Source organism: Kitasatospora sp. NPDC029367, assembly GCF_055569135.1.
The window spans coordinates 1-5,035 of the sequence record NZ_JBVHYH010000149.1 but is presented as its reverse complement, the minus strand read 5'-3'; the positions used below and the strand labels follow the sequence as shown (position 1 = coordinate 5,035).

General features: G+C 74.9%; 7 protein-coding genes and 1 pseudogene. 3 read left to right on the top strand and 5 right to left on the bottom strand.

Annotated features, from left to right (window positions below):
• Positions 1–220, top strand: a 220-nt coding sequence (locus ACZ4W5_RS37755) for an AMP-binding enzyme (protein ID WP_465659763.1), incomplete at its 5' end; no start/stop codon positions are given.
• Between the two features lie 226 nt (positions 221–446).
• Here the strand turns inward: ACZ4W5_RS37755 and ACZ4W5_RS37750 are convergent.
• Together ACZ4W5_RS37750 and ACZ4W5_RS37745 are read right to left on the bottom strand one after the other, a co-directional pair.
• Complete coding sequence (locus ACZ4W5_RS37750; protein ID WP_465659762.1) at positions 447–1,034, bottom strand: histidine phosphatase family protein; 588 nt, start codon at positions 1,032–1,034, stop codon at positions 447–449.
• Positions 1,035–1,278: 244 nt separating this feature from the next.
• A complete protein-coding gene (locus ACZ4W5_RS37745) occupies positions 1,279–1,791 on the bottom strand; it encodes a P-loop nucleotide/nucleoside kinase family protein (protein ID WP_465659765.1) in 513 nt (170 codons plus the stop codon).
• Between the two features lie 191 nt (positions 1,792–1,982).
• Here ACZ4W5_RS37745 and ACZ4W5_RS37740 point away from each other — a divergent pair, with 191 nt between their 5' ends.
• Positions 1,983–2,372: a hypothetical protein gene (locus ACZ4W5_RS37740; protein ID WP_465659760.1), complete on the top strand. Its 390-nt coding sequence runs from the start codon at positions 1,983–1,985 to the stop codon at positions 2,370–2,372.
• A gap of 100 nt (positions 2,373–2,472) precedes the next feature.
• Here ACZ4W5_RS37740 and ACZ4W5_RS37735 read toward each other — a convergent pair whose 3' ends face one another.
• The 3 genes and pseudogenes from ACZ4W5_RS37735 to ACZ4W5_RS37725 all read right to left on the bottom strand — a co-directional run.
• Positions 2,473–3,078, bottom strand: a complete 606-nt coding sequence (locus tag ACZ4W5_RS37735; RefSeq protein ID WP_465659758.1) for an AAA family ATPase — start codon at positions 3,076–3,078, stop codon at positions 2,473–2,475.
• A 263-nt stretch (positions 3,079–3,341) separates the two neighbouring features.
• Positions 3,342–3,875 (bottom strand): DUF6328 family protein, encoded by a 534-nt coding sequence (locus ACZ4W5_RS37730; protein ID WP_465659756.1) that lies wholly within the window; start codon positions 3,873–3,875, stop codon positions 3,342–3,344.
• 134 nt (positions 3,876–4,009) lie between these two features.
• Positions 4,010–4,546, bottom strand: a pseudogene (locus ACZ4W5_RS37725) (MarR family winged helix-turn-helix transcriptional regulator); the annotation flags it as partial.
• A gap of 48 nt (positions 4,547–4,594) precedes the next feature.
• Here ACZ4W5_RS37725 and ACZ4W5_RS37720 point away from each other — a divergent pair.
• On the top strand, positions 4,595–5,035 hold a 441-nt coding region (locus ACZ4W5_RS37720; protein ID WP_465659754.1), incomplete at its 3' end, for an EamA family transporter.

Genomic DNA, 5,035 nt, shown 5'->3' with positions numbered 1-5,035 from the left:
CTACGGCGTCCGCGACGACCAGCAGGCCGAACACGTCCACGCCGCCGTCGTCCCCGCCCCGGGCCGGCAGCCCGACCTGGAGGACGTCCGCGCCTTCGTCACCGCCAACAAGGGCCGCCTCTACGCTCCCGAGGCCCTGCACCTGGTCGACGCCATCCCGCTCACCGCCGTCGGCAAGCCCGACAAGAAACGCCTGCGCGAGGACGCCGCATCCCGCTGACGCCACCCGCCCTGCCCCGCCCGCCTGCCCGGACGGTTCGCCTACCGTACGATCCGTCCGGGCAGGCGGGCGGGCGATCGAGAGGACCGTGGCCTGGCTCAACTGCTTCCGCCGCCTTCACCGCCGCTATGAGTACAGGGCCGACCACTTCGCCGCGTTCGCGGCATTGCCGCAGCTCTCATCGGCTGTCGCCGTCTCGCACGGCAGGCGTGACGTCGGCATGCCGCTACGGGACGTTCCAGGCGGAGATGACCGGCTGCCCGTGCTCCATGGCCAGGAAACTCAGAGAGCCCGGGTGCGGGTGGCCGAGCAGCCGGGCGGCGGACGCATCGAGCCCGAGCCAGCGCACGGTGATCACTCGCGCCAGATGGCCATGAGCGACCACGGCGACATCGCCCCCGCTCAGCAACGGTCGAATCCGGTCCAGCACCGCGTCCGTTCGCGCGGCCACCTGCTGGAGCTGCTCGCCGGGATGGGAGGCGTCCCCGGGAATGACGCCGTCCCGCCAGAGGTCCCATCCCGGCCTGGACTCCTGGATCTGCTCGGCGGTCAGGCCCTCGTAGCCGCCGTAGTCCCACTCCACCAGATCCGGATCAGGCCTGACATCGGCCAGGCCCGCAAGCTCGGCCGTCCGCATCGCGCGGCCCAGTGGGCTGCTGAACACCGCGATCAGACGGCGTCGGGCCAGCCTCGGCGCAAGCGCCCTGGCGGCGGCCTCACCCGCATCGGTCAGCGCGACGTCGGTGCGGCCGGCGTGCCGGCCCGACAGGCTCCATTCGGTCTGGCCGTGCCGGACAACTATCAACTCTCCCACGGCCGTGCACCATAACTGACGGCCTGTCGGCCAGCTCCGGAGGCCGGTTCCTGAGGAGCACGATCCGGAATGGGCGGAGCCTGACGTGGCCGGAACCCGTCCCCGCCAACCAACCAAATGAGATGTCCTCAGCTACGGGGCGGTGAACCCCAACGGCGAATGCGGACTCAACCCCCAGGCCCGCACCCGCCCCGGCGGCTGGCCGCAGCCTCCGTACGGGAAGCCGGACCGGGGCATCGGGCGCTCAGGGGCGGGCGAAGGCGGTGATGTCCGCGAGTGGCGGGTGGTAGCCGTCGGTGGTGTCCACGTGCAGCTGTGGCACGGGGAGGGAGAGCGGGGTGAAGTCGTCGATCAGGTTGCCCGGGCCGGGTGGGGTGGCGAGCAGGGCGTGGTCGGCGTGGGCGGCGCGGTGGCCGCCGGCGGCCAGGCGTTCGGTGATGCGGCGCCGGGCCAGGGCGGGGGCGACCCGGCAGTGCACGACGCGCATGTCGGTACGGGCGGCGAGCGGGGTCAGGCCCGGGCGCCACAGGTGGTCCTGGTAGGCGGCCTCGGCGACCACGCTGATCCCGGCGTCCACCAGCACGCCCAGCACGCCGAAGAACGCGTCCCGCACCGCCAGATCGGGTGTGGGCGTACGGGTGCCCGCGTGCACGAGGCCCTCCTTGAGCTCGTCGCGCACGACCGCCGGGCAGCCCAGGGCGTGGGCCAGGGCGTGCGCCAGCGTCGTCTTTCCGCTGCCCGGCCCGCCGCTCACCACGATCAGCAACTCCCGCCTCCCGTCCAGCCGGCCCGCTCGTCAGGTCCGTAAGTCCGCGTGTCCGTAAGTCCGTTGGGACTCTGTGCCCGAAACCTCCGGCGTCCCGGGCTCGTTGGAACCGGTGGACGAACCGACCGGCCCGGGCGGCGTCTCGACGGCGCGCGGGCCCGTACACGACGGAGGGGACCATCATGACCCAGGCAGGAGACGCAGTGCGCGGCGGCAGCCCGGACTCGGCGGTCGACCGGGTGGCCGACTTCTACGGCGCCTACATCGACGCCGTCTCCGACGGCACCGACAACCTGTCGGAAGACCTGCGCGCCCACTACCTCACCGAGGACCTCCGCCAGCGCCTGGCGGCCTGGGAGGAGGCCAACCACGCCGACGGCGTGCTGCGCGCCCAGGACGTGCCCACGGCCTGGGAGGTGCGCTACCACGACTCGGGTGCCGGGCACCTCTTCACCACCGTCACGCTCACCTGGGGCACCGGCCCCGACGCCGGGCACACCCGGCTGGCGGTGCAGAGCGACCTGAGCACCAAGCTGATCTCGGACATCGAGGACGCCCCCGCCGGAGGCTAGCGGGAGTCGGCGGGGCGGCCCGCCGCCCAGGCCTGAGCCCGCCCGGACGGGCTCAGGCCCCGGCGGTCAGGCCCCGGCGGCGGTCAGGCCCCGGCGGCAGTCAGGCCAGGGCGGCGGTCAGCCGCGCGGGCAGGGTGTCGTAGGGGCGGCAGTCGATCACCGGCAGGCCCGCGGCGCGGGCCCGGTCGGCGAGCCAGTGGGAGTAGCGGGCGCTGACGTGGGCGCGGGCGTCCTGGGGGCCGGCGTCGGGTTCGCGGTCGGCGTAGTTGGCGGTGATGCGCCGCGGGTCGGCCTCGTGGAGGAAGACGGCGCGCAGGCGCCGGCCGAGGGCGGCGGCCTCGGCGCCGGCGCGTACGGCGGCCGCGGGGGTGAGGTAGTCGCCCTCGACGACAGCCGGTACGTCCACGCTCAGGCGGTTGCGCACGACGCCGAGCAGGGCCTCGTCCAGGGCGTGGGCGGTGGCGATCTGCAGGTCCAGGACCCGGTCGGCGCCCAGCTCCTGCTCGGGGTCGCGGTAGGGGGCGAAGTGGTGCAGTCCCGGGTGGGTGGCCGGGGTGGTGGCGGCCTGGAGGGCGGCGACGACGTCGTCGAACTCGACCGTGAACGCGCCGTGGTCGGCGGCCAGGCGCTCGGCGGCGCGGCTCTTGCCGAGGCCGGAGGCGCCGCCGATCAGCAGGACGTCCCAGGAACGGTGGTCGGTGTGCATACCGTCACATTAGTGGAGACCGGTAATCGGTTTCGGGTGCCGGTGGGCTCTGTGGGGTGGGGAAGGCGGGGCGCGCGGTGAGCGGCGCCTCGCGGCCAGGCCCCCGGCGTCCGGAAGCCGGCCCACGGTCTGGTCCCGGTGCCGCCGCCCGCCCGCCCGGATCCGTTACGGGAGCGCGGGCGGCGGCCAACGGGGTCGGCGGCCGACGGGAGGCCCGACGGCCAGCGGGACCGGGGCGGCCGGGGTGAGGCCGTCGGGGCCTCTCAGGGCTGCTCGCGGCTGGTGGCGCGGCGCAACGCCCAGGGCAGGGCGAACCAGAGGGTGGCGAAGATCAGCGCGATGACGGCGGAAATGGCCACGGCCGGCGCGGGGCCGAGGACGACGTCCAGGACCAGCAGCACGGCGCCGGTCAGGGCGCTGGCGAGCAGCAGCAGGCCGTACTGGGCGATGCGGGCGGAGACGTCGACGATGCGGGCCTTGCCGGGGTGGCGGTAGAGGCCGCGGTGCAGGGCGACGGGGGTGGCCAGGGTGGCGGCGGCGATGACGGCCAGCAGCAGGGTGGTGACGTAGATGTCCTGCTGGGCGTCGGAGAGTTCGGCGAAGCGCGGGGTGAAGGCGACGCCGAGCAGGAACGCGACGACGATCTGGACGCCGGTCTGCAACACCCGCAGTTCCTGGAGCAGTTCGACCAGGCGGCGGTCGGCCCGCACGGCCGGGTTCTCCCAGCCGGGCGGCGGTGAGGACTCGTCGGGGCGGCCGGGGTCGGGGTCGGGGCCGGGTGGGAGAGGGGTGCTCATGCGTCACATTCTGCGCGGTCAGGGCCCGTTCCGGGGCCGGTGGCGGTGCCGGTGGCGGGGCCTTTGCCGGTGGCGGTACCGGCGGCGGTGGGAGTGGCCGTGGCGCGGCCCGGCTCCCCGGGGCCCGGCGTCCCGGGGGCGTCCAAGCGCCGGTGCCAGGCGGTGAGCAGGGCCTGGAGGGCGGCGGCCTCCTCGGGGGCGAGGTGGGCGAGCAGGCGGTGCTCGTTGCGCAGATGGGCGGTGAACGCCTCGTCGATCAGGCGCGCCCCGGCGTCGGTGAGGGCGACCACGCGCCCGCGCCGGTCGTCCTCGGCGGGGCGGCGGGTGACCAGGCCGGCGCGTTCCAGGCGGTCGATCCGCTTGGTCATCGCGCCGGTGGTGACCATGGTGTGGGCGGCGAGCTCGCCGGGGGCGCGTTCGTAGGGGGCGCCGGCGCGGCGCAGCGCGGCGAGCACGTCGAACTCGCCCTCGCTCAGTCCGTAGCGCTGGTAGACGAGGGTGAGTTCGGCGGTGAGGCGGTCGGCGAGGCGGTGCAGGCGCCCGATCACGGCCAGCGGGGAGACGTCGAGGTCGGGGCGTTCGCGGTGCCACTCGGCCTGGATGAGGGCGACGTGGTCGGCGGGGGCGGCGTCCGGTCGGTGAGCGTGCTGCTGGTGGTCCGTGGGGTCCATGGGTCCCATTCTACCCTGGTAGCTTCCAGGGAAGCTATATTGTCTTCCATGGAAGCCAATGCCCGGTGGGTCCTGCTGACCGCCCTCGCCCCCCTCGCCTGGGGCGCCAACTACTGGGTCACCCACGCCTACCTGCCCGCCGACCACCCCCTGTGGGGCGCCGCCCTGCGCGCCCTGCCCGCCGGACTGCTGCTGCTCGCCCTCGCCCGCCGCCGCCCCCACGGCCCCTGGTGGTGGCGCAGCGCCCTGCTCGGCCTGCTCAACACCGCCGTCTTCTTCGTCCTGCTCTACCTCGCCTCCCAGCTGCTGCCCACCAGCACCGCAGCCACCGTCATGGCCGCCTCCCCGCTGGCCATGCTGCTCACCGCCTGGGTGGTGGGGGGGGGGGGGCGGGGCCGGGGCGACCTGGCCGGGGTGGTGGTGGGATGGGGGGGGATGGGGCTCACCGTCCTCGGCGGGGGGGGGGTGACCGAGGGCAGGGGGCCCGCG